At 63.4% G+C, this 24362-nt stretch carries 35 protein-coding genes; 34 read left to right on the top strand and 1 reads right to left on the bottom strand.

The window, feature by feature from the left end:
* From AC1DYM_RS18505 to AC1DYM_RS18360, 30 genes are all read left to right on the top strand, one after another.
* The coding region (locus AC1DYM_RS18505; protein ID WP_477340803.1) for an EF-Tu C-terminal domain-related protein at positions 1-517 on the top strand (517 nt) is incomplete at its 5' end.
* 606 nt (positions 518-1123) lie between these two features.
* Entirely contained in the window at positions 1124-1435 is a 312-nt protein-coding gene (rpsJ, locus tag AC1DYM_RS18500) for a 30S ribosomal protein S10 (RefSeq protein WP_036140140.1), read from the top strand.
* A gap of 20 nt (positions 1436-1455) precedes the next feature.
* Positions 1456-2097: a 50S ribosomal protein L3 gene (gene rplC, locus AC1DYM_RS18495; protein ID WP_046967256.1), complete on the top strand. Its 642-nt coding sequence runs from the start codon at positions 1456-1458 to the stop codon at positions 2095-2097.
* An 11-nt stretch (positions 2098-2108) separates the two neighbouring features.
* On the top strand, positions 2109-2711 hold the full coding sequence (gene rplD, locus AC1DYM_RS18490) for a 50S ribosomal protein L4 (protein ID WP_477340801.1): 603 nt from the start codon (positions 2109-2111) through the stop codon (positions 2709-2711).
* Positions 2708-3001, top strand: a complete 294-nt coding sequence (gene rplW / locus AC1DYM_RS18485) for a 50S ribosomal protein L23 (RefSeq protein ID WP_046967254.1) — start codon at positions 2708-2710, stop codon at positions 2999-3001. Before rplD ends, rplW begins: the two co-directional genes overlap by 4 nt.
* 18 nt (positions 3002-3019) lie before the next feature.
* Positions 3020-3841: a 50S ribosomal protein L2 gene (gene rplB / locus AC1DYM_RS18480; protein ID WP_046967253.1), complete on the top strand. Its 822-nt coding sequence runs from the start codon at positions 3020-3022 to the stop codon at positions 3839-3841.
* Positions 3842-3854: 13 nt separating this feature from the next.
* Positions 3855-4127, top strand: a complete 273-nt coding sequence (gene rpsS, locus AC1DYM_RS18475) for a 30S ribosomal protein S19 (RefSeq protein WP_029213892.1) — start codon at positions 3855-3857, stop codon at positions 4125-4127.
* Entirely contained in the window at positions 4127-4462 is a 336-nt protein-coding gene (gene rplV, locus AC1DYM_RS18470; protein ID WP_046967252.1) for a 50S ribosomal protein L22, read from the top strand. The genes rpsS and rplV overlap by 1 nt, the downstream gene beginning before the upstream one ends.
* A 15-nt stretch (positions 4463-4477) precedes the next feature.
* Positions 4478-5200 carry a 30S ribosomal protein S3 gene (gene rpsC / locus AC1DYM_RS18465; RefSeq protein WP_036115478.1) on the top strand — a complete coding sequence of 241 codons (723 nt, stop codon included), beginning with the start codon at positions 4478-4480 and terminating at the stop codon, positions 5198-5200.
* Positions 5201-5211: 11 nt separating this feature from the next.
* Positions 5212-5625, top strand: a complete 414-nt coding sequence (rplP, locus tag AC1DYM_RS18460) for a 50S ribosomal protein L16 (protein WP_046967250.1) — start codon at positions 5212-5214, stop codon at positions 5623-5625.
* Positions 5625-5810 (top strand): 50S ribosomal protein L29, encoded by a 186-nt coding sequence (gene rpmC / locus AC1DYM_RS18455; protein WP_046967249.1) that lies wholly within the window; start codon positions 5625-5627, stop codon positions 5808-5810. The genes rplP and rpmC overlap by 1 nt, the downstream gene beginning before the upstream one ends.
* A gap of 11 nt (positions 5811-5821) precedes the next feature.
* On the top strand, positions 5822-6082 hold the full coding sequence (gene rpsQ, locus AC1DYM_RS18450; protein WP_477340799.1) for a 30S ribosomal protein S17: 261 nt from the start codon (positions 5822-5824) through the stop codon (positions 6080-6082).
* An 11-nt stretch (positions 6083-6093) separates the two neighbouring features.
* A complete protein-coding gene (gene rplN / locus AC1DYM_RS18445; RefSeq protein ID WP_046967247.1) occupies positions 6094-6462 on the top strand; it encodes a 50S ribosomal protein L14 in 369 nt (122 codons plus the stop codon).
* A 14-nt stretch (positions 6463-6476) separates the two neighbouring features.
* Positions 6477-6788, top strand: a complete 312-nt coding sequence (gene rplX / locus AC1DYM_RS18440; RefSeq protein WP_046967246.1) for a 50S ribosomal protein L24 — start codon at positions 6477-6479, stop codon at positions 6786-6788.
* A gap of 12 nt (positions 6789-6800) precedes the next feature.
* Positions 6801-7340, top strand: coding sequence for a 50S ribosomal protein L5 (gene rplE, locus AC1DYM_RS18435; protein WP_046967245.1), 540 nt, complete (start codon positions 6801-6803; stop codon positions 7338-7340).
* A 13-nt stretch (positions 7341-7353) separates the two neighbouring features.
* Positions 7354-7659, top strand: a complete 306-nt coding sequence (gene rpsN, locus AC1DYM_RS18430) for a 30S ribosomal protein S14 (protein WP_477340797.1) — start codon at positions 7354-7356, stop codon at positions 7657-7659.
* 128 nt (positions 7660-7787) lie between these two features.
* Entirely contained in the window at positions 7788-8183 is a 396-nt protein-coding gene (gene rpsH / locus AC1DYM_RS18425) for a 30S ribosomal protein S8 (protein ID WP_046967243.1), read from the top strand.
* Between the two features lie 10 nt (positions 8184-8193).
* Complete coding sequence (gene rplF, locus AC1DYM_RS18420; RefSeq protein WP_046967242.1) at positions 8194-8721, top strand: 50S ribosomal protein L6; 528 nt, start codon at positions 8194-8196, stop codon at positions 8719-8721.
* A 29-nt stretch (positions 8722-8750) separates the two neighbouring features.
* A complete protein-coding gene (rplR, locus tag AC1DYM_RS18415; protein WP_063570889.1) occupies positions 8751-9101 on the top strand; it encodes a 50S ribosomal protein L18 in 351 nt (116 codons plus the stop codon).
* A 130-nt stretch (positions 9102-9231) separates the two neighbouring features.
* On the top strand, positions 9232-9741 hold the full coding sequence (rpsE, locus tag AC1DYM_RS18410) for a 30S ribosomal protein S5 (protein ID WP_046967240.1): 510 nt from the start codon (positions 9232-9234) through the stop codon (positions 9739-9741).
* Complete coding sequence (gene rpmD, locus AC1DYM_RS18405) at positions 9734-9937, top strand: 50S ribosomal protein L30 (RefSeq protein WP_063570890.1); 204 nt, start codon at positions 9734-9736, stop codon at positions 9935-9937. The genes rpsE and rpmD overlap by 8 nt, the downstream gene beginning before the upstream one ends.
* Before the next feature lie 5 nt (positions 9938-9942).
* On the top strand, positions 9943-10374 hold the full coding sequence (gene rplO / locus AC1DYM_RS18400) for a 50S ribosomal protein L15 (RefSeq protein WP_046967238.1): 432 nt from the start codon (positions 9943-9945) through the stop codon (positions 10372-10374).
* 4 nt (positions 10375-10378) lie between these two features.
* Complete coding sequence (gene secY / locus AC1DYM_RS18395; protein WP_046967237.1) at positions 10379-11698, top strand: preprotein translocase subunit SecY; 1320 nt, start codon at positions 10379-10381, stop codon at positions 11696-11698.
* A gap of 125 nt (positions 11699-11823) precedes the next feature.
* On the top strand, positions 11824-12180 hold the full coding sequence (gene rpsM, locus AC1DYM_RS18390; protein WP_046967236.1) for a 30S ribosomal protein S13: 357 nt from the start codon (positions 11824-11826) through the stop codon (positions 12178-12180).
* A gap of 12 nt (positions 12181-12192) precedes the next feature.
* Positions 12193-12579 carry a 30S ribosomal protein S11 gene (rpsK, locus tag AC1DYM_RS18385; protein ID WP_007513384.1) on the top strand — a complete coding sequence of 129 codons (387 nt, stop codon included), beginning with the start codon at positions 12193-12195 and terminating at the stop codon, positions 12577-12579.
* A gap of 11 nt (positions 12580-12590) precedes the next feature.
* Complete coding sequence (gene rpsD, locus AC1DYM_RS18380; protein WP_046967235.1) at positions 12591-13217, top strand: 30S ribosomal protein S4; 627 nt, start codon at positions 12591-12593, stop codon at positions 13215-13217.
* Positions 13218-13233: 16 nt separating this feature from the next.
* Entirely contained in the window at positions 13234-14232 is a 999-nt protein-coding gene (locus AC1DYM_RS18375) for a DNA-directed RNA polymerase subunit alpha (RefSeq protein WP_046967234.1), read from the top strand.
* Positions 14233-14441: 209 nt separating this feature from the next.
* Positions 14442-14828 (top strand): 50S ribosomal protein L17, encoded by a 387-nt coding sequence (rplQ, locus tag AC1DYM_RS18370; protein WP_046967233.1) that lies wholly within the window; start codon positions 14442-14444, stop codon positions 14826-14828.
* Positions 14829-15026: 198 nt separating this feature from the next.
* Positions 15027-15518 carry a disulfide bond formation protein B gene (locus tag AC1DYM_RS18365; RefSeq protein WP_477340793.1) on the top strand — a complete coding sequence of 164 codons (492 nt, stop codon included), beginning with the start codon at positions 15027-15029 and terminating at the stop codon, positions 15516-15518.
* Positions 15519-15562: 44 nt separating this feature from the next.
* The gene (locus tag AC1DYM_RS18360; RefSeq protein WP_046967231.1) at positions 15563-16936 is read left to right on the top strand and encodes a class II 3-deoxy-7-phosphoheptulonate synthase; all 1374 of its coding nucleotides are present in this window, start codon (positions 15563-15565) and stop codon (positions 16934-16936) included.
* Between the two features lie 554 nt (positions 16937-17490).
* Here AC1DYM_RS18360 and queG read toward each other — a convergent pair.
* Positions 17491-18567 carry a tRNA epoxyqueuosine(34) reductase QueG gene (gene queG / locus AC1DYM_RS18355; protein ID WP_477340790.1) on the bottom strand — a complete coding sequence of 359 codons (1077 nt, stop codon included), beginning with the start codon at positions 18565-18567 and terminating at the stop codon, positions 17491-17493.
* A 35-nt stretch (positions 18568-18602) separates the two neighbouring features.
* Between queG and AC1DYM_RS18350 the strand changes: the two genes are divergently transcribed.
* The 4 genes from AC1DYM_RS18350 to mutL all read left to right on the top strand — a co-directional run bounded on the left by AC1DYM_RS18350 (position 18603) and on the right by mutL (position 24313).
* Positions 18603-20075, top strand: a complete 1473-nt coding sequence (locus AC1DYM_RS18350) for an NAD(P)H-hydrate dehydratase (RefSeq protein WP_477340788.1) — start codon at positions 18603-18605, stop codon at positions 20073-20075.
* A complete protein-coding gene (gene tsaE, locus AC1DYM_RS18345) occupies positions 20072-20557 on the top strand; it encodes a tRNA (adenosine(37)-N6)-threonylcarbamoyltransferase complex ATPase subunit type 1 TsaE (RefSeq protein WP_477340787.1) in 486 nt (161 codons plus the stop codon). The genes AC1DYM_RS18350 and tsaE overlap by 4 nt, the downstream gene beginning before the upstream one ends.
* A gap of 180 nt (positions 20558-20737) precedes the next feature.
* Positions 20738-22387 (top strand): N-acetylmuramoyl-L-alanine amidase, encoded by a 1650-nt coding sequence (locus AC1DYM_RS18340; protein ID WP_477340785.1) that lies wholly within the window; start codon positions 20738-20740, stop codon positions 22385-22387.
* A 69-nt stretch (positions 22388-22456) separates the two neighbouring features.
* A complete protein-coding gene (gene mutL / locus AC1DYM_RS18335; RefSeq protein ID WP_477340783.1) occupies positions 22457-24313 on the top strand; it encodes a DNA mismatch repair endonuclease MutL in 1857 nt (618 codons plus the stop codon).
* The last annotated feature ends 49 nt before the right edge of the window (positions 24314-24362 follow it).

Genomic DNA, 24362 nt, shown 5'->3' with positions numbered 1-24362 from the left:
TCGCGGTACGGTGCTGACCGGTCGCGTCGAGCGCGGTATCGTCAAGGTGGGTGATGCGGCCGAAGTGGTTGGCCTGAAGGACACCCAGCAGACGACCGTCACGGGCGTGGAAATGTTCCGCAAGCTGCTCGACCAGGGTCAGGCCGGTGACAACGTCGGCGTGCTGGTCCGCGGTCTGAAGCGTGAAGACGTCGAGCGTGGCCAGGTCCTGGCTGCTCCGAAGTCGGTCACGCCGCACACCGAGTTCGAGGGTGAGGTGTACATCCTGTCGAAGGACGAGGGTGGCCGTCACACGCCGTTCTTCAGCAACTATCGCCCGCAGTTCTACTTCCGTACCACGGACGTGACCGGTTCGATCAAGCTGCCGGAAGGCGTCGAGATGGTGATGCCGGGTGACAACGTGAAGATCAATGTCACGCTGGGCTTCCCGATCGCCATGGACGAAGGCCTGCGCTTCGCGATCCGCGAAGGCGGTCGTACCGTCGGCGCCGGCGTCGTGGCGAAGATCAACAAGTAAGAAGATCGCCAGGGCAGGGTGACCTGCCCGGGTATCGAAAAAGCGGAGGCCTTCGGGTCTCCGTTTTTTTTGGCCTCGAGGCGCTCGGCTCGGTAGGAGCCGATTCATCGGCGATAACCAGGTTACGGCAACGCTTAACGGTCGATGGATGGGTTTCGGGGTAGGGGGTTTTCGGCTAAACCGCCTTGTTGGCTTTTCGCCGATGAATCGGCTCCTACACGGTTTATGGAAAAAGGCTTCCCTTTTTTCTCGGGACCAGATATATTCGTCGGGTTATATCCGTCGAGTGCCCTTCGAGAGCGCCGACACACAGCGAAATGAGGTGCATGGAATGTGCTTCGAGTTCGCAGGCAAGGATGCCGGATAGAGTGCCAACGGGCCACGGAGCGGAAGCTCTGTTGACCCATATCGTTGTGTATTCTATACTTTTCTGTCTGGGCAGGCCGATAACTCGGTCTGCCTGACTTTTTCGGGTCATTCCGGACGGTTTTACCGTTCCAGGGTGGCCCGTTGCGGCACCCGTAGTTAGGTAATTGGGTTGTGCGGGGTGGCGAGAAGCCATTCCGAATCACAAGAACGTTCTTTCGATAACAGGACACGGTTTTTATGGCGAACCAAAAGATTCGCATTCGGCTCAAGGCGTTCGATCATCGTCTGATCGATCGTTCGGCCAGCGAGATCGTCGAGACGGCTAAGCGCACTGGCGCCACGGTCCTCGGCCCGATCCCCCTGCCGACCAAGATTGAGCGCTACACCATTCTGGTGTCGCCGCACGTCGATAAAGATGCCCGCGACCAGTACGAAACCCGTACTCACAAGCGCGTTCTTGACATCATCGACCCCAACGACAAAACCGTGGACGCGCTCATGAAGCTCGATCTTGCGGCTGGCGTTGACGTGCAGATCAAGCTCGGCTGAGCGGAATAAAGGATACGAAGATGAGTATCGGACTGGTTGGCCGCAAATGCGGCATGAGCCGGCTCTTCACCGAAGACGGCCGCTCGATTCCGGTGACGCTGATTGAAGCGACCCCGAATCGTGTGACGCAGGTGAAGACCGAAGAGAACGACGGCTACAGCGCGGTGCAGGTTACGACCGGTGCCAAGCGTGCGTCGCTTCTGACGGGCCCCGCAAAGGGTCATTACGCCAAGGCCAAGGTTGAGCCGGGTCGCGGTCTGTGGGAATTCCGCGTGTCCGCGGAAGACGCAGGCAAGTACGCGATCGGCACCGAGATCAAGGCTGACGACGTGTTCACCGTCGGTCAGACGGTCGACGTCGCAGGCGTGTCGAAGGGTAAGGGTTTCCAGGGCACCATCAAGCGTCACCATTTCAAGATGGGCGATGCTACGCACGGTAACTCGCTGTCGCATCGCGCCCCTGGCTCGATCGGTCAGCGCCAGACGCCGGGTCGCGTGTTTCCTGGTAAGAAGATGTCGGGCCACATGGGCGCGGTCAACCGCACCCAGCAGGGTCTCGAAGTTGTCAAGGTCGACGCCGAGCGCCACCTGATCGCAGTCAAGGGCGCAGTCCCTGGCGCGCCGGGCGGTGACGTCGTGATTCGTCCGACGACCAAGGGCTGAGGAGAGACGCCATGGAACTCAACGTTATTGGCGCCAAGGCGCTCACCGTGTCGGACGAAGTGTTCGGCGGCGAGTACAAGAAGGCCCTCGTGCACCAGGTCGTCACCGCCTATCAGGCGGCTGGCCGTGCCGGTACGAAGGCTCAGCTGTCTCGCGGTCAGATGTCCGGTACGACCAAGAAGTTCAAGAAGCAGAAGGGCGGCGGTGCTCGCCACGGCGACTACCGCGCTCCGATCTTCGTCGGTGGTGGTGTGACGTTCGCGGCCAAGCCGCGTAGCTTCGAGCAGAAGGTCAACCGCAAGGCTTATCGTGTCGCGATCCGTTCGATCGTTGCCGAGCTGACCCGTCAGGGTCGCCTGAAGGTCGTCTCCGAACTGTCGATCGACGCCCCGAGCACCAAGGGCATGATCGCCAAGCTCGCCGAGCTCGAGGTCAAGGGTCGTGTGCTGCTGGTGTCGGAAGACGCCACCGAAGCGCTCTACCTGTCCGCCCGCAATATTCCGTACATCCACGTCGTCGACGTTCTGGCCCTGAATCCGGTCAGCCTCGTCGGTAGCGACTTCGTCGTCATGACGGTGGACGCGGTCAAGAAAGTCGAGGAGTGGCTCGCATGAGCACCGAACGCACGCTCAATACGCTTCGCGCGCCGCACATCTCTGAGAAGTCGGCTCGCCTCGCTGAGAACAACCAGTACGTATTCGTCGTGGCGCCTGAGGCGACCAAGGCCGATGTCCGTGCAGCGGTGGAACACCTCTTCGACGTCAAAGTCGTGGACGTGAACCTCGTGAACACAAAGGGCAAGGTCAAGTCGTTCCGCTTTCGCACTGGCAACCGCCAGGGCAAGCGTAAGGCCTACGTGCGCCTCGCCGACGGTCACACGATCGACGTGTCGGCCAAGGCCTGAGCCAGGAGTTGAATTGAGATGGCACTGATCACTCACAAGCCGACCTCCCCGGGACGCCGCGACGCTGTCAGCGTGCGGACCGAAGGTCTGCACAAGGGCGCACCTTACGCGCCCCTGACCGAATCGCAGTCGAAGACGGGTGGCCGCAACCACTACGGTCGCATCACCACGCGTCATCGCGGCGGCGGTCATAAGCAGGCGTACCGCATCATCGATTTCAAGCGCGACAAGGAAGGCATTGCCGCCGTTGTCGAGCGTCTTGAATACGATCCGAACCGCACGGCGCACATCGCGCTCCTGTGCTACGCCGACGGCGAGCGCCGCTACATCATCGCGCCGAAGGGCGTGGCGGTGGGCGACCGTCTCGTGTCGGGCTCCGACTCCCCGATCAAGCCGGGCAACTGCCTGCCGCTTCGTTCGATCCCGGTCGGTTCGACGATCCACTGCATCGAAATGAAGCCGGGCAAGGGTGCGCAGATCGCGCGTTCCGCCGGTGCATCGGTCCAGCTGGTCGCTCGCGAGCAGGGTTATGCAACGCTGCGTCTTCGCTCCGGCGAAATGCGTCGCGTCCCCGTTGAATGCCGCGCCACCATCGGTGAAGTCGGCAACTCGGAGCACAGCCTGCGCAAGCTCGGCAAGGCCGGTAAGAAGCGCTGGGCGGGTATCCGTCCGACGGTTCGCGGCGTGGTGATGAACCCGGTCGACCATCCGCATGGCGGTGGTGAAGGTAAGACCTCTGGCGGCCGTCACCCGGTCAGCCCGTGGGGTACCCCGACCAAGGGTTACAAGACGCGTAACAACAAGCGCACCCAGCAGTTCATCGTGCGTCGTCGCAAGTAATTAGGAAACGATCATGCCGCGCTCTCTAAAAAAAGGTCCGTTCGTCGACCTGCACCTCGTGAAAAAGGTGGAAGCCGCCGTTTCCGCCAATAACAAGCGTCCGATCAAGACCTGGTCGCGTCGTTCGATGATCCTGCCGGAGATGGTCGGTCTGACCATCGCCATCCACAACGGCCGCCAGCACGTGCCTGTGTTGATCAACGAGAACATGGTCGGGCATAAGCTCGGCGAGTTCGCGGTGACCCGCACGTACAAGGGCCACGCCGGCGACAAGAAGGGCAAGTGATGAGCACTGAAGCCAAAGCGATCCTGCGCAGCGCCCGCATTTCGGCGCAGAAGGCACGCCTGGTGGCTGACCTGGTCCGCGGTATGCCCGTGGGCCGAGCCAGCGACGTGCTCGCCTTTACCAACAAGAAGGCCGCACACCTTGTTCGCAAGGTGCTGCTCTCCGCCGTCGCCAACGCCGAAAACAATCTCGGCGCCGACGTGGACGAGCTGAAGGTCGTCCGCATCTTCGTCGACGAAGGTCCGGCCATGAAGCGTATGTACGCCCGCGCCAAAGGCCGCGGTTCGCGCATCCTGAAGCGCACCAGCCACGTTACTGTGGTTGTTGGCAACTGACTGGGGTAAGACACGATGGGTCATAAAGTACATCCCACCGGTATCCGCCTCGGCATTGCCAAGGACTGGAACTCGAAGTGGTACGCCAATAAGGGCGAATATGCGGTCTATCTCGCAGCTGACCTCAAGGTCCGCGAGATGCTCCGCAAGAAGCTCGCCGCCGCCGGTATCTCGAAGATCCAGATCGAGCGCCCGGCCAAGACCGCCCGCGTGACGATTCACACCGCCCGTCCGGGCGTGGTGATCGGCAAGAAGGGTGAGGACATCGAGAAGCTGCGTAAGGAAGTCACCGACATGATGGGCGTTCCGACGCACATCAACGTCAGCGAAGTCCGTAAGCCGGAGCTCGACGCCCAGCTCGTCGCTGAATCGATCGCTCAGCAGCTCGAGCGTCGCATCATGTTCCGCCGTGCCATGAAGCGCTCGGTCGGTAATGCGATGCGCCTCGGTGCCCTGGGCATCAAGATCAACGTTTCCGGCCGTCTGAATGGCGCCGAGATCGCTCGCTCCGAGTGGGCCCGTGAAGGTCGTGTTCCGCTGCATACCCTGCGTGCGGACATCGACTACGGCACCGCCGAAGCCAAGACCCAGTACGGCATCATCGGTGTCAAGGTATGGGTCTATAAGGGCGAGATCTTCGATCTGGCAGCAGCTACCGCCGAGTCGAAGGAAGAACAGCAGCCTCAGCAGTCGCGCCGCGATGGTGGTGAAAACCGCCGCGAGCGGACGGCCAAGTAAGGAGCGTTGCCATGTTGCAACCTAAGCGTACCAAGTACCGCAAGATGCATAAGGGTCGTAATGACGGCCTTGCATTCAATTCCAACCTCGTGAGCTTCGGCGAGTACGGCCTCAAGGCGACGACGCACGGTCAGTTGACCGCACGTCAGATCGAAGCGGCCCGTCGTTGCATCACGCGCTTCGTCAAGCGTGGCGGCAAGCTCTGGATCCGCGTGTTCCCGGACAAGCCGATCACCCGCAAGCCCATCGAAGTTCGAATGGGTGCAGGTAAGGGTAGCGTCGAGTTCTGGGTCGCTCCGATCCAGCCCGGTCGCATGCTTTATGAAATCGAAGGTGTCGACGAGACGACGGCCCGCGAAGCGTTCCGCCTGGCAGCTGCCAAGCTGTCCGTGCAGACTCAGTTCGTCTCCAGGGCGGTGATGTAATGGCCAGCAAAGATATCAACCAGAAGTCGGCGGACGAGCTCAAGCAGGATCTGCTGGACCTTCGCAAGGAGCAGTTCAATCTGCGCATGCAGAAAGGCTCCGGTCAGCTCACCCAGCCGCACCAGCTGCGCCGCGTTCGGCGTGACATCGCCCGCACGAAGTTCGTGCTCGGCGCTAAGAAGTAAGGACGGCGGACATGAGCGATAACACAAAAGCCGCGCGCACCCTTACGGGTCGCGTCATCAGCAACAAAATGAACCAGACCGTGACCGTGCTGATCGAGCGCCAGGTGCAGCATCCGCTGCTCGGCAAGATCATCCGTCGCTCCACGAAGCTTCACGCACATGATGAGACCGGTGCGAACGAAGGTGACCTGGTGCGCATCGCGGAATGCCGTCCGCTGTCGAAGACCAAGCATCACCGCGTGGTCGAAATCGTCACGCGCGCTGAAGTCTAAGGAGAGCTGCCATGATTCAGGTACAGAGCTCGCTTGCTGCAGCCGATAACAGCGGCGCGAAGGAAATGATGTGCATCAAGGTGCTGGGCGGCTCGAAGCGCCGTTACGCCAGCGTCGGTGATGTGATCAAGGTGACCATCAAGGACGCCATTCCTCGCGGTAAGGTCAAGAAGGGTGAGGTGTACAACGCCGTGGTGGTTCGTACCGCCAAGGGTGTCCGCCGCGCCGATGGTTCCGTGATCCGTTTCGACGGTAACGCAGCCGTCCTCCTCAACAACAAGCTCGAGCCGATCGGTACCCGTATTTTCGGGCCGGTTACCCGCGAGCTGCGCACCGAGAAGTTCATGAAGATCGTCTCGCTCGCGCCCGAAGTGCTCTGAGCGGAGGCCAGACCATGAACCGTATCCGCAAGGGTGATAACGTCGTCGTCATCACCGGTAAAAACAAGGGACAGCGCGGTGACGTGCTGCGTGTTGACGGAGAGCGCGTTGTCGTCTCGAACGTCAACCTCGTCAAGCGTCACACCAAGCCGAATCCCCAGGCCAACCAGCCGGGTGGAATCGTCGAGCGTGAAGCTTCGATCCATATCTCCAACGTACAGCTCTTCAACTCCGCCACCAATAAGGGCGAGCGCGCTGGCACCAAGACGCTCGAGGACGGGCGCAAGGTGCGCGTGTTCCGTTCTGGCGAAGTGGTCGACGCGTAAGGAACCGAAGTCATGACCCGCCTTGAAACGTTTTACAAAGAGTCGGTAATGTCGAAGCTCACTGAGCGCTTCGGTTACCAGAACGTCATGGAAGTCCCCCGCATCTCGAAGATCACGCTCAACATGGGCGTCGGCGAAGCCGCCGGTAACAAGAAGATCCTCGAGAACGCGGTCGCTGATATGACCAAGATCGCCGGCCAGAAGCCGATCACGACGAAGGCCCGCGTGTCGGTCGCTTCGTTCAAGATCCGCGACGGTTGGCCGATCGGTTGCAAGGTCACGCTGCGTCGTGCCCAGATGTGGGAATTCCTGGATCGCCTGATCAACATCTCGCTGCCGCGTACGCGCGACTTCCGTGGTGTCTCGGGCCGTGCTTTCGATGGCCGTGGTAACTACAACTTCGGCATCAAGGAACAGATCATTTTCCCGGAAATCGACTTCGATCAGGTTGATGCGCTGCGCGGTATGGATATCTCCATCACCACCACCGCCAAGACCGACGAAGAAGCCAAGGCGCTGCTGGAAGCGTTCAGCTTCCCGTTCCGCAACTGATTACAGGTAGAACATGGCTAAGACCTCGATGATCCAGCGCGATGTTAAGCGCACCAAGCTCGTCAAGAAGTTCGCCACCAAGCGTGCCGAACTGAAGGCGATCGTCCTGAGCTCCACCGCCTCCTACGAGGAGAAGATGGAAGCCCAGACGAAGCTGCAGAAGCTCCCGCGTGATGCCAGCCCGGCGCGCCAGCGTAACCGCTGCRCCCTGACCGGCCGCCCGCGTGGCGTCTACAGCAAGTTCGGCCTTGGTCGCAACAAGCTTCGTGAAGCCACCATGCGCGGCGATGTGCCGGGCCTGCGTAAGGCTAGCTGGTAAAAAACTCGCCATCGGCGGGGCAAGCTGTTATAGTCGTCGGTCTGCGCAACGCAGACCGACTTCTGTCGGCTTTACAATTTGAAGATTTCCGGTAATTCGGATATCGGTGCACTCTCAAGGGTTTTCTTATGAGCATGACTGATCCCATCGCCGATCTGTTTACGCGCATCCGTAATGGCCAGGCATCTGGCAAAGCGGTTGTTCGTATGCCGTCGTCGAAAATGAAGCTGGCCCTCGCGCAGCTCCTGCAGAAAGAGGGTTATATCCTCGACGCCCGTGCCGCTGATGAAGCTGGCAAGCCGGTCCTCGAGATCAAGCTGAAGTACTTCGAAGGCCTTCCGGCTATCGAAACCATCTCCCGTGTCAGCCGTTCCGGTCTCCGCGTCTATCGTGGTAAGGACGAGCTGCCGAAGGTCCTCGGCGGCCTGGGCATCTCCATCATCTCGACTTCCGCCGGTCTCCTGACCGACGCTCAGGCCCGTGCTAAGGGTCTTGGCGGCGAAGTCATCGGCCAGGTGGCGTAAGGAGTCCCGTATGTCACGTGTAGCCAAGTTGCCTATCAATCTGCCGAAGGGCGTCGAGATCTCGATCGCCAACGGTACCGTCTCCGTCAAGGGCCCGAAGGGCACGCTGACGACCCATGAACTGCCGGGCGTTTCGTTCCAGCAGGAAAATGGCGTCGCCACGGTCGTCCTCGCTGATGGCGCCGACGACAAGTTCGGTGGCACGGCTCGCGCCGTCGTCGCCAACATGGTTCAGGGTGTCACCGCCGGCTTCGAGAAGAAGCTCGAGCTGGTCGGCGTGGGTTATCGCGCACAGCTCGCCGGCAAGGCCGTCAACCTGTCGCTCGGTTTCTCGCATCCGGTCGTCTTCGAGGCGCCGGAAGGCATCACCATCGAAGTCCCGACGCAGACCGAAATCCTGATCAAGGGCGCTGACAAGCAGCTCGTCGGTCAGACGGCGGCGAAGATCCGTGCTTTCCGTTCGCCGGAGCCTTACAAGGGCAAGGGCGTCCGTTACGCGGGCGAGAAGATCATCCTGAAGGAAGCCAAGAAGGCCTAATCGGTCTATCCGCTTTCTGGAGTAATACGATGAACAAGAACGATTCCCGCCTGCGCCGCGCCAAGTCGACCCGCTCTCACATCCGTGAGCTCGCGGTCCACCGCCTGAGCGTGCACCGCACCGGTCAGCACATCTACGCCCAGGTCTTCGCACCGAACGGTACCGTCGTGGCAGCCGCCTCGACCGTGCAGTCCGCGGTTGCCGAGGGTCTGAAGGGTACGAAGAACATGGAAGCCGCCACCACGGTCGGCCGCATCGTTGCCGAGCGCGCCAAGGCCGCCGGTATCGAAGCTGTCGCGTTCGACCGCTCGGGCTTCCGCTACCACGGTCGCATCAAGGCTCTCGCCGATGCAGCCCGTGAAGCCGGCCTCAAGTTCTAAGAGGCGTCAGGCGACGGCATCGGTCCTTCGGGGCCGGTGCCGCCCGATTTAGCTCCTACAACTCCAAGCGGCGACCGAGCCGTAAACAGAAGTCCCGGCTAACTATCATTCCGGGCTATCAGGAAAAGAGATGTCCTCGACAGATCGCGAAAATTCGGACGGCATGCTTGAAAAGCTTATCGCCGTCAACCGCGTGGCCAAGACCGTCAAGGGTGGCCGCCAGATGAGCTTTACCGCGCTGACCGTTGTTGGTGATGGCGAAGGCCGCGTCGGTTTTGGTTATGGCAAGGCACGTGAAGTGCCGGTCGCCATTTCCAAGGCCATGGAACGCGCCCGCCGCAACATGGTCACGATTGAACTGAACCAGGGCACGCTGTGGTACGCCATCAAGGCCAACCACGGTGCGGCTCGCGTCTACATGCAGCCTGCTTCCCAGGGTACCGGCGTCATCGCCGGCGGCGCCATGCGCGCTGTTCTCGAAGTGGTCGGTGTGAAGGACGTGCTCGCCAAGGCCGTCGGCTCGCGCAACCCGATCAACCTCGTCCGCGCGACGATCAAGGGTCTGCAGGCCGTCGCTTCGCCGAAGCGCATCGCCGCCAAGCGTGGCAAGACGATCGAAGAGGTCCTCGGCAATGGCTAAGAACACCGAAACCGCCGCTGGCGGTACCGTCCGCGTCCGCCTGGTCAAGGGCCTGCGCGGTGTGCAGGGTCGTCATCGTCTGAGCGTGAAGGCCCTGGGCCTGAGCCACATCAACGATGTGCGCGAACTGAAGGATAGCCCGCAGGTCCGTGGCCTTATCAATAAGGTCTACTACCTGGTTCGGGTCGAGGAGTAAGAATCATGCGTCTTAACGATCTACGTCCCGGTAAGGGCGCCCGCAAGTCCCGCACCCGCGTCGCCCGCGGTATCGGTTCCGGCCTCGGCAAGACCGCCGGCCGCGGCCATAAGGGTCAGCACGCTCGTGCCGGTAACACGCACCGTTACGGCTTCGAAGGCGGCCAGATGCCGCTGCAGCGTCGTCTTCCGAAGGTGGGCTTCCGCTCCCTGAAGAAGCGCGACACTGAAGAAGTGCGTCTGTACCAGCTGGCTGCCATCAAGGCCGACACGATCGATCTGATCACGCTTCACGCCGCCGGTCTCGTGACCAGCCGCGCGAAGAAGGTCAAGATCGTCCTGAAGGGTGAAATCACCCGCGCGATCAAGCTTTCGGGCGTGCTTGCGACGGCCGGCGCCAAGGCGGCTATCGAAGCCGCCGGCGGCAGCGTGGAGTAATCAGGTGGCAGCAGCGCAGGGCACAACGCTCGGCTCGCTGGGCAAACTGACGGAACTTCGTCAGCGCATCTTTTTCCTGATTGGTGCGCTGGTGGTCTTCCGCCTCGGTTCGTTCATTCCCGTTCCGGGCGTGAACCCCGAGGCGATGACCAGCCTGGTTGAGGGTGGTGGCGGTCTGCTGAACATGGTCAACATGTTCTCGGGCGGCTCGCTTTCCCGCTTCTCGGTGTTCGCTCTCGGTGTGGTGCCGTATATCTCGGCGTCGATCGTGGTGCAGATGATGGGCTCGGTCATTCCGTCGCTCATGGCTCTGCGCAAGGAAGGCGAGTCGGGTCGTCGCAAGATGACCATGTACACGCGCTTCGGCACGGTTGGCCTGGCGGCATTCCAGGCGTTCGGCATCGCTGTCGCCCTGCAGAAGCAGGTCGGCGCGAGCGGTCCGGTGGTCTATATGCCCGGTGCGGGCTTCGTCATGGCATCCGTGGTCGGCCTCACCGCCGGCACGATGTTCCTGATGTGGCTCGGCGAGCAGATCACGGAGCGTGGTATCGGCAACGGCATTTCGATGCTGATCTTCGCCGGTATCGTGGCCGGTCTCCCGGGTGCCATCGCGCACACGCTGACCATGGCGAACAACGGAGAGCTGTCGGTTCTGAAGCTGCTCATGGTGACCGCGCTGATCCTGGCGGTAACCGCTTTCGTGGTGTTCATGGAGCGCGCTCAACGGCGTATCACCGTGAACTACGCGAAGCAGGGTAGTCAGCGCCAGTTCCAGCGCCAGACTTCGCACCTGCCGCTGAAGATCAATATGGCGGGTGTCATTCCGCCGATCTTCGCGACCAGCCTCTTGCTCTTCCCCGCGACTGCGGCGACCTGGTTCGGCACTGCCCACCAGTCGCGTTGGTTGCAGTGGTTGACCACGGCGCTGAGCCCGGGTGAGCCGGTGCACGACATCGTGTTCGCGGTGCTGGTGATCGGGTTCGCCTTCTTCTATACGGCGATCGTGTTCAACTCGCAGGAAACGGCCGATAACCTCAAGCGTTCGGGCGCGTTGATTCCGGGCATCCGTCCGGGTCGCGCCACGGCAGACTATATCGATGGCGTCATGACCCGGCTTACCGGTGTTGGCGCGGTTTACATCGTCCTGGTCTGCCTGGTGCCCACGTTCATGCAGAACGCCTGGCACGTCCCGTTCTATTTCGGCGGCACTTCGCTGCTGATCGTGGTGGTGGTGGTGATGGACTTTACGGCTCAGGTCCAGGCCCATCTCGTCAGCCACCAGTACGAGAGTCTGCTCAAGAAGTCCAATCTCCGCCGCAGCTGAGACGCAGCGGAGATCCCCAAGTAGGGGAGGCCTTGGCGCCCAGCGCCGCAGGACTTCCCGTTTAGGTTAATTCAGGTTAGAATTGCGCGTTTACCGCGCACGAAACGCATCGGAGACAGTACATCATGGCGCGCATCGCGGGTGTCAATTTGCCAGTCCAGAAGCATGTCTGGGTCGGCCTGCAGAGCATTTATGGAATCGGCCGTTCGCGGGCGAAGAAGGTTTGCGTCGACTCGGGTGTGGTTCCGACCACTCCCATCAAGTCGCTTAGCGAAGGTGAGGTCGAGAAGATCCGCGCCGAGATCGCCAAGTACACGGTCGAGGGCGATCTTCGCCGCGAGATCGGTATGGCGGTCAAGCGTCTGATGGACCTCGGTTGCTATCGTGGCCTGCGCCACCGTCGCGGCCTGCCGGTGCGCGGCCAGCGCACGCGTACCAACGCCCGTACCCGTAAGGGTCCGCGTCGTCCGATCAAGAAGTAACGGATACCGATTATGGCTAAGCCGGTTAAAACCAAGAAGAAGATCAAGCGCGTCGTCACGGATGCCGTGGCCCACGTGCAGGCTTCTTTCAACAACACCATCGTCACGATCACCGATCGCCAGGGCAACGCCCTGTCGTGGGCGACGGCGGGTGGCGCGGGTTTCCGCGGTTCCCGTAAGTCGACCCCGTTCGCCGCTCAGGTGGCAGCCGAAAAGGCTGGCCGCGCTGCTGGCGACTACGGTGTGAAGACCGTGGAAGTTCGCATCAAGGGCCCCGGCCCGGGCCGTGAGTCGGCCGTGCGTTCGCTGAATGCGTTGGGCTACAAAGTGCTCAACATTATTGACGTCACGCCGATTCCGCATAACGGCTGCCGTCCCCCCAAGAAGCGTCGCGTCTAAGGAGCATACCCATGGCCCGTTATCGTGGAGCTACCTGCAAACTTGCGCGTCGTGAAGGTGCCGACCTCGGTCTGAAGAGCCCGGCCCGCGCGCTTGATTCCAAGTGCAAGCTCGAAAACAAACCCGGTCAGCATGGCGCAAACAAGCGCGCCCGTCTGTCCGACTACGCCGTCCAGCTGCGTGAAAAGCAGAAGGTCAAGCGCATCTACGGTGTGCTCGAGCGTCAGTTCAGCAACTACTACACCAAGGCTTCGACCCAGAAGGGCAATACGGGTGAAAACCTGCTGCGCCTGCTGGAAAGCCGTCTCGACAACGTCGTGTTCCGCATGGGTTTCGCGGTTACCCGCGCCCAGGCTCGTCAGCTCGTGGCTCACAAGTCCGTGACGGTCAATGGCAAGAAGGTCAACGTGCCTTCCTACCATGTCCGTCCGGGTGACGAAGTCTCGCTGACCGAGAAGGCTCGCGGTCAGCTGCGCGTCCAGGAAGCGGCGACGGTCTTTGACACGATGGACCTTCGTCCGTCGTGGGTCGAGGTCGACAGCAAGAAGTTCGCAGGCACGTTCAAGGCTGTGCCGGATCGCGGTGACCTGCCGGCCGACATCAACGAAGCCCTGATCGTCGAGCTTTACTCGAAGTAATTCACCGGAGCCTTGCATGGCAGTTTCGTCAACTAGTGTGCTGCGGCCTCGTGGCCTCAGCGTCGAGCAGCTTGGAGCGAACCGCGCTAAGGTGGTGGTCGAGCCGCTCGAGCGTGGCTTTGGTCACACCCTGGGCAACGCGCTGCGTCGCGTGCTGCTCTCTTCGATCCCGGGCAGCGCCATCGTCGAGGTCGAAATCGACGGCGTGCTGCACGAATACACCACGCTTGAGGGTCTGCAGGAGGACGTGATTGAAGTCCTGCTCAACCTCAAGGATGTTGCCATCCGCCAGCACAGTGGTGACGAAGTCACCCTGACGCTGTCGAAGAAGGGCAAGGGCGTGGTCACCGCAGGCGACATCGCGGTTGATCACTCCGTAGAAATCGTCAACCCCGAGCATGTGATCTGCCACCTCACCAAGGATGTGGCACTGAACATGCGCCTGAAGGTGCGTCGTGGCGTCGGCTATCAGCCGGCCAGCGCGCGCCAGCATCCGGATGATGAGACGCGGCCGATCGGCCGTCTGCAGCTCGACGCGTCGTTCGCGCCGGTCCTGCGCGTGGCTTACGAAGTGGACGCCGCTCGTGTCGAGCAGCGCACCAACCTCGATAAGCTCGTGCTCGATATCGAGACGAACGGCACGATCGGTGCTGAAGACGCTGTCCGCAAGGCAGCTGAAATCATCAACGACCAGCTGTCGGTTTTCGGCGATTTCTCGCGCCGCGAGAGCGATTCGACCAAGGCGGAGAAGGGCGGGTTCGATCCGCTCCTGCTGCGTCCGATCGACGATCTCGAACTGACGGTCCGTTCGGCGAACTGCCTCAAGGCCGAAAGCATCTACTACATCGGCGACCTGGTCCAGAAGACCGAAGTCGAGCTGTTGAAGACGCCGAACCTTGGCAAGAAGTCGCTGACGGAAATCAAGGATGTTCTGGGTGGGCGTGGTCTCGCCCTCGGCATGAAGCTCGAAAACTGGCCGCCGCCGGGGCTTTCCCACGGTATGCAGCTGGGCTGATTAAAACGGGGCGACCGCTTTTCGGTCGCCCCGATCTTTTGCGCCATCCGGCGGATGCCTCGCGCATTTCCTCCGGAATTCCAAAGCGGTCCAAAGAGGCCGTGCTCTTATAGCGAGGCGTTCTTACAGCCTTGCATCAGCGGGTAACCGCGGGAAGCCGCATCATTCCGACGGCTTTTCATAACAACAGACCTTAGAGAGTAAACGCCATGCGCCACCAGAAATCCGGTCGCAAGCTCAACCGCACGAGCAGCCACCGCGAAGCGATGTTCAAGAACATGGCTTCGTCGCTGATCAAGCACGAGCTTATCCGCACCACCCTTCCCAAGGCGAAGGAACTCCGTCGCGTCGCCGAGCCGCTCATCACGCTCGCCAAGACCGATGGCGTTGCCAACCGTCGTCTCGCTTTCGCGCGTCTGCGCGATAAAGAGGCCGTCGGCAAGCTCTTCGTCGAGCTGGGTCCTCGCTACCGCGAGCGTCCCGGTGGTTACCTGCGTATCCTCAAGTGCGGCTTCCGCCCGGGCGACCACGCTCCGATGGCCTACGTCGAACTGGTTGACCGCCCGGCTCGCGCCGAAGCAGTCGACGCCGAATAAGCCTTAACCGGCTGTTTCGAACGAACCCCGGCAGGGTCTCCCTGCCGGGGTTTTTTCGTTTGGGGTCCTGCGACCGGCGTACTGCGACAATTCTTACGCAAGCCCTTGATCCTTGGTTACAAAAGAAACTTTACGTGCTTGCTGACAAGCATGTGCACAACGGGTTAACGTGGGGGTTCCCCACCCCATATCGCCCCTATGAACCTCTCGTTCCGCGGTCGCTACCTCGCTGGTTTCGTCGTCTGTGTCGCTCTCATGGCTTTCGCGCTCTATGCGCAGTACGTCATGCACCTGGATCCGTGCCCGCTGTGCATCTTCCAGCGCATTGCGGTATGCACCATGGGCGTGTTCTTCCTGGTCGGCGGCCTCCACGCGCCCCGTAAGGTCGGGACACGAGGTATCTACGCGTTACTGATCACGCTGGGCGGTCTCTGGGGTATCGCCACGGCAGGCCGCCATCTCTGGCTGCAGTCGCTCCCGGCGGCCGACGTGCCTGCGTGTGGGCCTGGTCTGGGTTACCTGTTCGATGCGTTTCCGTTCACCAAAATGTTGAAGCTTGCGTTCACCGGTTCCGGTGAGTGCGCGAAGATCGAACCGATCCTCGGCATTCCCATGCCCGGCTGGACGCTGTTCTGGTTCATCGTGCTGACGATCTGGGCCCTCGTGGCCGTCCGTCGCACCGTCCGTTGATTCCCCCGCGCCAAGCAAGGCGCAACCACGAAGGCACCGCCGTCATGCAGCACTCCCTCAAAGCCGTAGCACCCTCGTCCCTTGACTGGGCGCCGGGTTCGTGGCGGTCGAGGACCGCCCTCCAGCAGCCGACATACAACGACGCCGAGGAGCTCAACCGGGCGCTGGAGCAGCTCGGTCAGCTGCCTCCGCTGGTCACCTCCTGGGAAATCCTCGCCCTCAAGCAGCGCATCGCCGAGGCGCAGGACGGCGAGCGTTTCCTGCTTCAGGGCGGCGACTGCGCCGAGAGCTTTGCGGACTGCAACAGCCCGATCATTTCGAACCGCCTGAAGGTGCTGCTGCAGATGAGCCTCGTGCTCGTCCATGGCCTGAAAAAGCCCGTGCTCCGCGTGGGCCGGTTCGCCGGGCAGTACGCGAAGCCGCGTTCGGCCGATAGCGAAACGCGCGACGGCGTCACCTTGCCGGCGTTCCGTGGTGACCTGGTCAATAGCCCGGAATTCACCCCGGAAGCCCGCCGCGCGGATCCGAATCGCCTGATCAAGGCGCACGCGCGGTCAGCGATGACGATGAACTTCGTGCGCGCGCTCATCGACGGCGGCTTCGCCGACCTGCACCACCCCGAATACTGGGATCTCGCTTGGGTCGAGCATTCGCCGCTGGCCGCCGAATACCGTCGCATGGTCGCCAGCATCGGCGATTCGCTGCGCTTCATGGAAACGCTCGCGGGTCAGTCGATCTCCAGCTACTCGCGCGTTGATTTCTATACCTCGCACGAAGCGCTCCTGCTGCATTACGAAGAAGCGCTCACGCGTCAGGTTCCTCGCCAGGACGGCTGGTTCAACCTGTCGACGCATTTCCCATGGATCGGCATGCGCACCGCGGCACTCGACGGTGCGCATACCGAATATTTCCGCGGCATCCGCAATCCCATCGCGGTGAAGGTCGGCCCGACGGTGCAGGCGGACGATCTGCTCCGCCTGATCGACGTGCTGAATCCAAACGAAGAGCCCGGTCGCCTGACCCTGATTCACCGCATGGGCAACGACAAGATCGGCACGCACCTGCAGCCGCTGCTCGAAGCCGTGAAGCGGGAAGGGCGCCGCGTGCTCTGGGTCGCCGATCCCATGCATGGCAACACCGAGAGCACGACCAACGGCTACAAGACCCGTCGCTTCGCGAATATCGCCGGCGAACTCGACCAGGCCTTCGACATCCACGCGGCCGCGGGAACCCGTCTGGGTGGCGTGCATCTGGAACTCACGGGTGAGGATGTCACCGAGTGTCTCGGCGGCGCCCGCGATCTCGTCGAGGGCGATCTCGACCGTGCGTACCGCTCGATGGTCGATCCACGCCTGAACTACGAACAATCGCTGGAAATGGCGATGCTGATCGTGCGGAAGTCGGGTGGCATGGTTTGATTGCTTTACACATGTTCTAGCCAAGCCCGGCCTCGCGCCGGGCTTTTTTTATGCGGTTAGCCGCGGTGCGGCTCATGTCTTAGCGGCGTTGCCGCCTCGCGCCACCACACACTGACGCTGCGTGCGGTCGAGCACACCGCCAGCAACTTCGCGGCGGCGCTGTCGTAGGAGCCGATTCATCGGCGAACCCTCAGCGTTGGCGTCGCGAATGAAGCTTTGTCTCCATCGTGCAGGCTGTTGAACCGCTCGCCCGGGCAATACAAGGCCTCACTCGAAGGCGTGAGAGCCTGAGGGTTCGCCGCTGAAGCGGCTCSTACATGGCGCAGCCCATCGCCCGTCGAACGATGACGCGCAAAGCGGCGGTGCGCTTTTGCGTCACGAAACCTCAGTGTGTGGTGTCGCGGTCGGGTTGGCCCTTGGGGCCGCATGAGCTGAGGGCCGCTCAGTTAACGGGCGGAGCGAACGCATCACCTACGGCCCGCCTCGAAGAGCTGCGCCGGCGGCCCGAGGGCCAACCCGGCCGCGACCCTCGCCACGCGCGAGCGCTACGAGCCCTACGAGCGAACGCGCAACGCGTGTTGCGCAAGGGCCCACGCGACGTGTTCGCGAACGATGTCGGAAGGGTCGTTCGCGCGCGCGTCCAATGCCGCAAGAATCTCGTCGCTTGTCGGTGCGTTGCCCAGGCCAACGGCGAGGTTACGCAGCCAGCCTTCGTAGCCCGTACGGCGAATCGCCATGCCTTCGGTGCGGGACAGGAACTCTGCTTCGGTCCACGCGAAGAGATCCACCAGCTTCGGTCCATCCAGGCTGTGACGTGGTGCGAAGTCGGGCTCGGTCGCTTCTTGCGCGAACTTGTTCCAGGGGCAGATCAGCTGGCAATCGTCGCAACCGAAGATGCGGTTGCCGATGGGCGCGCGTAGTTCTTCAGGGATGCTGCCCTTCAGTTCGATAGTGAGGTAGGAGATGCACCGACGTGCGTCGAGGCGGTACGGCGCGACGATCGCCTGGGTGGGGCAGATATCGATGCAGCGGCGGCAGCTGCCGCAATGCGCGGTGGCGGGCGCGTCGACCGGCAACGGGAGATCGGTGTACAGCTCGCCGAGGAAGAAATACGAGCCGGCGCGCTTGTTGATCACGACGGTATGCTTGCCGATCCAGCCGAGGCCGGCGTTACGGGCGAGGGCTTTTTCGAGCACCGGGGCGGAGTCGACGTACGCGCGGTAACCGAAGTCGCCGATGCGCTCGCCGATGCGCGCGGCGAGCTTCTGCAGGCGGTTGCGCATGACCTTGTGATAGTCGCGGCCGAGTGCGTAGCGAGCCACGTAGGCCTTGTCGCCATCGTTGATCACGTCCCACGCATTCGCGGTGCCGGGTGGGATGTAATCCATGCGGACGGAGACCACGCGCAGGGTGCCGGGCTCGAGTTCGGCGGGACGGCTGCGACGTGTTCCGTGACGCGACATGTATTCCATCTCGCCGTGATGGCCGTCCGCCAGCCAGCGCTCCAGGTAGGCCTCGTCGTTGCCGAGGTCGGTGCCTGAGATGCCGACATCGGCGAATCCGAGTTCACGCGCCCACGCCTTGATGTCGGTGGCGAGGGTGGCGTAGTCGATGGAGGGTGGGGCGGACATACGTGCATTCTACTTGCCCCTTCTATAATCCCCCGATGACCGCACCCAAGCTCGGCACCGCTCTCTTCACTTCAGCGCAGGCCCGCGCGATCGACCAGCGCGCGACGGCCGAGCTCGGCATCCCGGGATTCGAGCTGATGGCACGGGCGGCAGCGGCGGCTTTCGCCATGCTGCACGAACGCTGGCCGGTCGCCGAGCGACTGCGGGTAGTCTGCGGTGCGGGCAACAACGGCGGCGATGGCTATCTGCTGGCCCGTGACGCACTTGCCGCCGGGCTGGAGGTCGATCTGATCGCGCTGGGAGAACCCCGGGGCGACGATGCGATCAAGGCGCGCGACACGTTCGTCGCGGCGGGCGGCGAGCCGGCTTCCCTGGCGACCTGGGCGACACTTCCGCCCGCTGAGGTGCTGGTCGACGCGATCTACGGCACCGGCCTGAACCGGGCGCCGGATGGTGAGGCTCATCGGGCGATCGAGGCCATGAACGCGTATGGCGCGCCCGTCCTCGCGCTCGATCTTCCCTCGGGTCTTTCCGCTGACACGGGTGCCACGCCCGGTGTGGCGATCCGCGCGACGGCGACTGCCACGTTCATCGTGCACAAACGCGGATTGCATACGTTTCATTGCGAAGTCGCCGGCGACATTGCGCTGCATACCCTCGGGCTTCCGGATTCCCTGTTTGGAACGCCGGATGCGCACCTGTTGCTTCCCGGACACCTCCCGTCGCGGCCGCGCGAGTCGAACAAGGGAACGAACGGCCACGTGCTCGCCATCGGTGGTGATCACGGTACCGGCGGGGCGGTGCGCATGGCTGCCGAGGCCGCGCTGCGCACGGGCGCCGGTCTGGTCAGTGTCGCCACCCGCGACGAGAACGTCCTGGCCATGAATGCCGCGCGGCCGGAGCTGATGGCGCATGGCGTCAACGGTCCGCAGGCCCTGCAACCCATGCTGGCAAAGGCCTCGGTGCTCGCGCTCGGTCCCGGCCTCGGCCAGGCCGCCTGGGGGCATGCGCTGTGGACGACCGCGCTCGACGCCGATCTGCCGACCGTTCTCGATGCCGATGGCCTGAACCTGCTCCATGCCGAAGAACGGTCCCTGCCCGGGACGGTCGTGCTGACGCCGCATCCCGGCGAGGCGGGGCGTTTGCTGGGTATCGACACGAAAGCCGTGCAGGCGGATCGCTTCGCTGCCGTGCGAGAGATGGCCAGGCGCTTCCAGGCGGTCGTCGTGCTCAAGGGCAACGGCAGCCTCATCGCCTCGCCGGCCGGCGAGATCGCCGTCTGCCCCTGGGGCAATCCGGGCATGGCCAGTGGCGGCATGGGTGACACCCTCACCGGGATCATCGCGGCGTTGTTGGGGCAGGGGTGTAACGCCTTTGAAGCAGCCTGCCTCGGCGTGGGCCTGCATGCCCGGGCTGGCGACGTTGCCGCGCGGGACGGGGAGCGGGGCCTGCTTGCCGGCGACCTGCTCGAGCCCCTGCGCCGCCTCGTCAATGGGCTGGACGCATGAGCGCCGTCGCCGAGCTGATCCTCGCGGACGAGGACGCCACCATGGCGCTGGGTCGCCGGCTGGCAGGCGTGCTCCATGCCGACGGCCTCGTCGCGTTCCTCCATGGCGACCTTGGCGCCGGCAAGACCACCTTTGCCCGCGCCTTTCTCAAGGCGCTCGGTGTCGGCGAACGCGTCAAGAGCCCGACCTACAGCCTCGTCGAGGGCTACGAGCTAGGCGAGCGGCAGGCGTTCCATCTGGATCTCTATCGCATCGCTGACCCCGGCGAGCTGGAGTGGCTGGGCCTGGACAGCCTGGCGGAGCCGGGCGCCATCGTCCTGGTGGAATGGCCGGAACGCGGTGCCGGTGCCTTGCCGCCGGTGGACCTGGCCTTGAGTTTTCGCCACGAAGGGCCAGGCAGGGCTGTCCGCCTCGAGCCCAAGTCGCCCGCGGGCGAACGGATCGTCGCCGCGCTGACCCGGATCCCGTCAGATCAGGCCTAGCGTGCGCCGTCGTCCCCTGCCCGCGCCATTTACCCCAGAAAACAGGGGTTTCCAGGCATGCGACGGCCTGTCGCTTGCGGCGCATTCCTGTACGCCAGTTGACGAAGGTTTCGCAGGTTATGGATTATCAAGGGAAAACGTCTTGCAATCGTCGGGCGCTTGCAGTTCAATCCGGGCCGTATGAGGGGAMTGACTATCAAACTTGGCCTGCTTGCGTGCGTGACCGCCGTCGCGACGCTGACGGCTGTCGCCGTTTCGGCTGCCGACGTGAAGGCCGCCCGTGCCTGGGCGGGTCCGGAATACACCCGCGTGGTCTTCGATCTGTCCGGACCGGCCGCCTACCAGATGTCGCAGGGCGACGTGCCCGGCAGCGTTGTGCTGGACATCGCGGGTAGCTCGGTGACGGGTGATTTTTCGGCGCCGGGCGGACAAGGCCTGTTCAAATCGATGAGCGTGAGCAAGCAGGGTGGCTCGGCGCGGCTGGTCGCGACGGTCGATCCCAAGGCGAAGCCGAAGAGCTTCCTGCTCAAGCCGGCCGGCGATTACGGCTATCGCCTGGTGTTGGATCTCTATCCGGGTGGGCAGAGCGATCCGGGTGACAACCCACCCCCGGCCGCCGACCACGACGCGCCGTCCATCGCGGCAGCGGGCAACGACGACGATGCCGAGGCATCCGCGCCGACGCAGGCGCCCCTCCCGGCACGCGGTAGCCGCGGCTCGCGTGGCAAGTCCGTGCCGTCGGGCAAGCCTCCCATGCTGCCGACCGGCGACCGCAAGGTCGTGGTCGCCATCGACGCCGGCCACGGCGGCGAAGATCCGGGCGCCAAAGGCGCGACCGGCCTTCGAGAGAAGGACGTCACCCTCCAGGTGGCCCGCGAGCTGGCCGACCAGATCAACCGCCAGCCCGGCATGCAGGCCGTGCTGACGCGCAACGGCGACTATTTCATTCCGTTGAAGCGGCGCTACGAAATCGCGCGCGAGCACAACGCGGACATGTTCGTGTCGATCCATGCCGACGCTTTCAAGAACGGCGACGCCAAGGGCTCCTCCGTCTGGGTGCTGTCGCCGCGTGGCAAGACCAGCGAGGCCTCCCGCTGGCTGGCCGATCGCGAAAACCGCGCCGATCTGGTCGGCGGCGTCTCGCTCGACGACAAGGACGACAGTCTTGCTGCCGTCCTGCTGGACCTCCAGCAGGGCTACGCCATGCAGGCCAGCGAATCCATTGCCGGCAACGTACTCAAGGCACTGGGTCGCCTGGGCCCGACGCACCGCGGCTATGTCGAGCGCGCCAACTTCGTCGTGCTGCGCTCGCCGGACGTTCCCTCCATCCTGGTCGAGACCGCCTTCATCACCAATCCGGCGGAAGAAACCCGCCTGCGTGACGACGGTCATCGCCGCGAACTGGCCACGGCCGTCCTCGGCGGTGTGCGCAATTATTTTGAATCGATGCCGCCGCCGGGCACGTGGTTTGCCGCCCAGGCGGCACGCCGCAACGGTAGCTCGCTGGCCAGCACCGCGGCGTCCGCGCCGGCCGCCCCGGCGGTCGCGGCCGATGCCGGTGCGGTCGCGTCGGACGCGGTGAAAGCCGCCACGCGCGCTACGCCGTCCCGCAAGACCCTGGCCAGGGCCGACCCCCCGGCTACGTCAGCGAAGGCGTCGAACGGCCGCGCCGATGACAACGTGCGCGACCTGCACCGGGTCAACCGGGGTGAGACTCTCACGGGCATCGCCAGCCAGTACGGCGTGTCCGTGGGCGCGCTGAAGATGGCCAACAAGATGAACGATGACAACGTCCGCATCGGCTCGGTCATGGTGATTCCCTCCGGCTGACGCGGTGAGGCGTCCGGCGGGGCCTTGGGCTATCCTTTCGACCTGAAAGCACGTCAGGCCGTACCCCTCATGCCCAGCATCCGTCCCCTGCCACCCGAGCTGATCAACCAGATCGCGGCTGGCGAAGTGATCGAACGCCCCGCCTCCGTGGTGAAGGAACTCGTCGAGAACAGTATCGACGCCGGCGCGCGTCGCATCGAGGTCGACATCGAGCAGGGCGGCACCCGGCTGATACGCGTGCGCGACGACGGTGGCGGCATTCCGCGCGACGAACTCGCCCTGGCCGTGGCCTCGCATGCAACGAGCAAGATTGGCAGCTTCGACGATCTCGAACGCGTCGCCAGCATGGGTTTTCGTGGCGAAGCACTGGCGTCGGTGTCGTCGGTGGCGCGCTTTTCGCTGACCTCGAGGCACCAGGGCGAAGACGCCGCGTGGCGCATCGACGTCGACGGTGGCCGCCTGCAGGATGCGCGTCCCGCGCAGCATCCGCCGGGTACCACCATTGAAGTGCGTGACCTCTTCTACAACGTGCCGGCTCGCCGCAAGTTCCTCCGTGCCGAGCGGACCGAGTTCGCCCACATCGACGACTTGCTGAAGTCGCTCGCGTTGGCGCGCGAGGGCGTCGACATCCGGCTGACCCACAACGGCAAGCCGGTGCGCCTGCTGAAACCGGCGCGCGACGAAAATGCCGCGCTCGCCCGCGTCGCCGAAGTGCTCGGTCCCGAGTTTCCCGGGCAGGCATTGCGTGTGGAGCACGAAGCAGCCGGTTTGCGGCTGTCGGGTTGGGTCGGCTTGCCGACGGCATCGCGCTCGCAGGCCGACCAGCAGTACTTTTACGTCAACGGTCGCCTGGTGCGCGACCGCATCGTCGCCCATGCGGTTCGCCAGGCGTATTCGGATGTGCTGTTCCATGGACGCCACGCGGTGTTCGTCCTGTTCCTGCAACTGGACCCGAGTGGCGTCGATGTGAATGTGCATCCGGCGAAGAACGAAGTACGTTTTCGTGAGCAGCGCCTGATCCACGATTTCCTGTTCCGCACCCTGCACGAAGCGCTGGCGCAGACCCGTGCCGGGGCGACGGCGCCTGCGGGGGAATCCGCAGCGTCGATGGCCGTCGCCGGCGGCGACTATCGCCCGGTGGGTTCGTTCCCGGCCGCCGCGACGCAAGGGTCGCCGGCCATGCCTGCGTGGCCGCAGTCGAGCAGCCAGTCGCGGCTTAGCCTCGGTGTTCGCGACGAACCGCTCGCCGGTTATGCAACGCTGTTCGGCGCGGCCAACGTACCGCGCCCGTCGGGTGCGTGGACGCCCCCGGCGGGTAACGAGCCGGACGCCGCCAGCGACGTGCCGCCGCTGGGTTATGCCATCGCCCAGCTGAAGAGCATCTATGTCCTCGCCGAGAACGAGCACGGCCTGATCCTGGTCGACATGCATGCGGCGCACGAGCGCATTACCTACGAGAAGCTCAAGAACGGCCGTGTCACCGCCAATCTGCGCTCGCAGATGATGCTCGTGCCCTTGACGATCGCGGTAAGCGCGCGCGAAGCCGCGGCGGCCGAAGAACATGCCGATGCGCTTGCGGAATGGGGTCTGGAGCTGTCGCGCAGTGGTCCGTCCGGTGTCGTCGTGCGTCGTATCCCCTCGCTGCTCGAAGGGGCCGACGTCGCCCAGTTGACGCGCGATGTCCTTGGCGAGCTTGCCCAGCACGGTAGCTCGCGCCGCCTGGAAGAACTCGAGAACGAGTTGCTCTCGACCATGGCATGCCATGGCTCGGTGCGCGCGGGCCGCCGTCTTGGCATTCCCGAAATGAATGCGCTGCTGCGCGAAATGGAAGGCACCGAGCGGTCAGGGCAATGCAATCACGGACGTCCTACCTGGGTACAGTTATCGCTTGGCGAGCTGGATCGCCTGTTCCTTCGCGGTCGCTGATCCGTTTCCGTTTTAGCGTTATGCTGGACGGATAGACGTCCAAACGAGG

This window comes from Luteibacter sp. P1_D3 (assembly GCF_056406135.1).
This window is presented reverse-complemented; position numbering and strand designations above follow the sequence as displayed.

Excerpts from the sequence above, each read along its gene's own strand:
- tsaE (WP_477340787.1), top strand. The coding sequence starts at position 20,072 with ATGAGCGCCGTCGCCGAGCTGATCCTCGCGGACGAGGACGCCACCATG.
- rplX (WP_046967246.1), top strand. The coding sequence starts at position 6,477 with ATGAACCGTATCCGCAAGGGTGATAACGTCGTCGTCATCACCGGTAAA.
- queG (WP_477340790.1), bottom strand. The coding sequence starts at position 18,567 with ATGTCCGCCCCACCCTCCATCGACTACGCCACCCTCGCCACCGACATC.
- rplF (WP_046967242.1), top strand. The coding sequence starts at position 8,194 with ATGTCACGTGTAGCCAAGTTGCCTATCAATCTGCCGAAGGGCGTCGAG.
- rpsD (WP_046967235.1), top strand. The coding sequence starts at position 12,591 with ATGGCCCGTTATCGTGGAGCTACCTGCAAACTTGCGCGTCGTGAAGGT.
- rplP (WP_046967250.1), top strand. The coding sequence starts at position 5,212 with ATGTTGCAACCTAAGCGTACCAAGTACCGCAAGATGCATAAGGGTCGT.
- rplQ (WP_046967233.1), top strand. The coding sequence starts at position 14,442 with ATGCGCCACCAGAAATCCGGTCGCAAGCTCAACCGCACGAGCAGCCAC.
- AC1DYM_RS18375 (WP_046967234.1), top strand. The coding sequence starts at position 13,234 with ATGGCAGTTTCGTCAACTAGTGTGCTGCGGCCTCGTGGCCTCAGCGTC.
- rplB (WP_046967253.1), top strand. The coding sequence starts at position 3,020 with ATGGCACTGATCACTCACAAGCCGACCTCCCCGGGACGCCGCGACGCT.
- rplD (WP_477340801.1), top strand. The coding sequence starts at position 2,109 with ATGGAACTCAACGTTATTGGCGCCAAGGCGCTCACCGTGTCGGACGAA.
- rpsC (WP_036115478.1), top strand. The coding sequence starts at position 4,478 with ATGGGTCATAAAGTACATCCCACCGGTATCCGCCTCGGCATTGCCAAG.
- rpsJ (WP_036140140.1), top strand. The coding sequence starts at position 1,124 with ATGGCGAACCAAAAGATTCGCATTCGGCTCAAGGCGTTCGATCATCGT.
- rplR (WP_063570889.1), top strand. The coding sequence starts at position 8,751 with ATGAACAAGAACGATTCCCGCCTGCGCCGCGCCAAGTCGACCCGCTCT.
- rpmC (WP_046967249.1), top strand. The coding sequence starts at position 5,625 with ATGGCCAGCAAAGATATCAACCAGAAGTCGGCGGACGAGCTCAAGCAG.
- rpsK (WP_007513384.1), top strand. The coding sequence starts at position 12,193 with ATGGCTAAGCCGGTTAAAACCAAGAAGAAGATCAAGCGCGTCGTCACG.
- rplE (WP_046967245.1), top strand. The coding sequence starts at position 6,801 with ATGACCCGCCTTGAAACGTTTTACAAAGAGTCGGTAATGTCGAAGCTC.
- mutL (WP_477340783.1), top strand. The coding sequence starts at position 22,457 with ATGCCCAGCATCCGTCCCCTGCCACCCGAGCTGATCAACCAGATCGCG.
- AC1DYM_RS18360 (WP_046967231.1), top strand. The coding sequence starts at position 15,563 with ATGCAGCACTCCCTCAAAGCCGTAGCACCCTCGTCCCTTGACTGGGCG.
- rplN (WP_046967247.1), top strand. The coding sequence starts at position 6,094 with ATGATTCAGGTACAGAGCTCGCTTGCTGCAGCCGATAACAGCGGCGCG.
- rplV (WP_046967252.1), top strand. The coding sequence starts at position 4,127 with ATGAGCACTGAAGCCAAAGCGATCCTGCGCAGCGCCCGCATTTCGGCG.
- AC1DYM_RS18365 (WP_477340793.1), top strand. The coding sequence starts at position 15,027 with ATGAACCTCTCGTTCCGCGGTCGCTACCTCGCTGGTTTCGTCGTCTGT.
- rpsM (WP_046967236.1), top strand. The coding sequence starts at position 11,824 with ATGGCGCGCATCGCGGGTGTCAATTTGCCAGTCCAGAAGCATGTCTGG.
- rpsH (WP_046967243.1), top strand. The coding sequence starts at position 7,788 with ATGAGCATGACTGATCCCATCGCCGATCTGTTTACGCGCATCCGTAAT.
- rpsE (WP_046967240.1), top strand. The coding sequence starts at position 9,232 with ATGTCCTCGACAGATCGCGAAAATTCGGACGGCATGCTTGAAAAGCTT.
- rplO (WP_046967238.1), top strand. The coding sequence starts at position 9,943 with ATGCGTCTTAACGATCTACGTCCCGGTAAGGGCGCCCGCAAGTCCCGC.
- rplW (WP_046967254.1), top strand. The coding sequence starts at position 2,708 with ATGAGCACCGAACGCACGCTCAATACGCTTCGCGCGCCGCACATCTCT.
- rpsS (WP_029213892.1), top strand. The coding sequence starts at position 3,855 with ATGCCGCGCTCTCTAAAAAAAGGTCCGTTCGTCGACCTGCACCTCGTG.
- AC1DYM_RS18350 (WP_477340788.1), top strand. The coding sequence starts at position 18,603 with ATGACCGCACCCAAGCTCGGCACCGCTCTCTTCACTTCAGCGCAGGCC.
- rpmD (WP_063570890.1), top strand. The coding sequence starts at position 9,734 with ATGGCTAAGAACACCGAAACCGCCGCTGGCGGTACCGTCCGCGTCCGC.
- rpsQ (WP_477340799.1), top strand. The coding sequence starts at position 5,822 with ATGAGCGATAACACAAAAGCCGCGCGCACCCTTACGGGTCGCGTCATC.
- rplC (WP_046967256.1), top strand. The coding sequence starts at position 1,456 with ATGAGTATCGGACTGGTTGGCCGCAAATGCGGCATGAGCCGGCTCTTC.